We start from the raw sequence: 1,149 nt of genomic DNA on the forward strand, positions 1-1,149 counted from the left end.
TGGCCGCCGATCTGGCCGCGCTGAACGGCGAAATTGCCGATCCGCTGGACGCGGCCGCCGCGCGGCTGCTGCTGATCCACCGCTGGCGCCGCATCGTGCTGCGCTATGACGAGATCCCGCCCGACCTGATGCCGGAAGACGCGCCGCTGGCCGATCCGCGCCGCGCTGTGGCCGCCGCCTATCGCCGCCTCGCCCCCGCCGCCGAATCCTGGCTCGATTCGACGGATGGCGATCTTGCGGCGATGCCTGCGGGTGACACCCGCTTTGCCGGGCGCTTCGGCGGTCCGCAACACGCTTGATTTATCTGGAAATTGCGGCAAACCTTTTTGCATGACAGTTCAGCCGTTCGAGTCTTTCCCCCACATTCCGGCCCAGATCTCCTTTGACAGGCGTGAATTGCAGGTCATCCTGTCGCTTTATGGCCGCATGGTCGCCGCCGGGGAATGGCGCGACTACGGCATTTCGGCGCTGCGCGACCGCGCCGTGTTCTCGGTGTTCCGCCGCACCGCCGAAAACCCGCTGTACCGGATCGAGAAACATCCAAGGTTGCGGATGCGCCAGGGCATGTATGCGGTGGTGGGCATGGACGGCCAGGTGCTGAAACGCGGCGGCGATCTGAAAACCGTGCTGCGGGTGCTGGAACGCAAGCTGATCCGCTCGGTCGACTGAGCGGTCAGCACCCGGCACCCCAAAGCAGGGTCCGGAACAACGCCGCCCAGGGTTAATGCACCGTGCGCGCGACCCCGGAAAAAGTAAACATATTCAAGCAGATGATTGTTTCGCGCGCGAAACGACTCCGCCCTAACCGCTTGACTCCGCACCGTCGACACCCGGCAATGCACCCGCCGGCGGGGCTGGTGCTGCGCCCAACCGGTTAATGTTCCAGCCGCTTATGCGCCAAAACCGGCCCGTCGCCCTGCGCCGCGATCCGCGCCACCGCAGCGCGCAGCGGTTCATAGGCCACCGCCATGTGATGCGCATTGGCATGCACCAGCGTTTCCGGGTCGGCCACCCAGGCGACATGGCCTTTCCAGAACAGCAGATCGCCCCGTTGCGCCGCCGCGCCTTCGGGCAGCGGCCGGCCCAGCGCCTGCATCTGCAAATCGCTGTCGCCGGGGCAGGGCCGGCCGCAGGCGCGCAGCCCGGCCT

Annotated in this window: 2 protein-coding genes and 1 pseudogene; 2 read left to right on the forward strand and 1 reads right to left on the reverse strand. The window is 66.8% G+C overall.

The features are described 5' to 3' along the window. Together CVM52_RS25940 and CVM52_RS25945 are read left to right on the forward strand one after the other, a co-directional pair. Positions 1 to 299, forward strand: a 299-nt coding sequence (locus tag CVM52_RS25940; RefSeq protein WP_276308673.1) for a PaaX family transcriptional regulator C-terminal domain-containing protein, incomplete at its 5' end; no start/stop codon positions are given. Between the two features lie 31 nt (positions 300 to 330). Continuing rightward, the gene (locus CVM52_RS25945; protein WP_100165076.1) at positions 331 to 669 is read left to right on the forward strand and encodes a DUF2794 domain-containing protein; all 339 of its coding nucleotides are present in this window, start codon (positions 331 to 333) and stop codon (positions 667 to 669) included. Positions 670 to 874: 205 nt separating this feature from the next. On the opposite strand, the pseudogene CVM52_RS25950 reads toward CVM52_RS25945, so the two are convergent. Then, a pseudogene (locus CVM52_RS25950) lies at positions 875 to 1,149 on the reverse strand (NLP/P60 hydrolase); the annotation flags it as partial.

Source organism: Pseudooceanicola lipolyticus (assembly GCF_002786325.1).
Classification (GTDB): Bacteria; Pseudomonadota; Alphaproteobacteria; order Rhodobacterales; family Rhodobacteraceae; genus Pseudooceanicola_C; species Pseudooceanicola_C lipolyticus.

Coding starts and splice junctions, on each gene's coding strand:
- CVM52_RS25945 (WP_100165076.1), top strand. CDS start 331: ATGACAGTTCAGCCGTTCGAGTCTTTCCCCCACATTCCGGCCCAGATC.